Below are 276 nucleotides of genomic sequence, written 5' to 3'. Positions count from 1 at the left end.
CATGCGACTCGGCCAAGAATACGTACCGTGGCTTCGCCCTCTAGGGGGAGGTCGGCGTACGAGCCGTTGGCCGATCTCGCAACCCAGCGTCCAGTCAAGCTGTCGCGGGCCACGATCTTCACAAGCATGCGTCCGTCGAAATTGATCGCGTAGATGGTGTTGGGCACCAGATCATGAACCGTCAAATGTGACGGCACGACGATCAAAGCCCAGCCGTCCTGGATCTTCGGCGCCATGGAATCACCTTTGGCATACTCAATCCTCCCGCGGCCACCG

Annotated in this window: 1 protein-coding gene; it reads right to left on the bottom strand. The window is 59.8% G+C overall.

Features of this window, described 5'->3' with window-relative positions:
- Positions 1–236, bottom strand: a 236-nt coding sequence (locus SB752_RS32365; protein ID WP_410719491.1) for a S24 family peptidase, incomplete at its 3' end; no start/stop codon positions are given.
- Positions 237–276 lie beyond the last annotated feature (40 nt).

The organism is Brevibacillus sp. SIMBA_040, from assembly GCF_046535075.1.
Taxonomy (GTDB): domain Bacteria; phylum Bacillota; class Bacilli; order Brevibacillales; family Brevibacillaceae; genus Brevibacillus.
The sequence above is the reverse complement of the archived record's forward strand: the minus strand, read 5'-3'. Positions and strand labels throughout refer to the sequence as shown.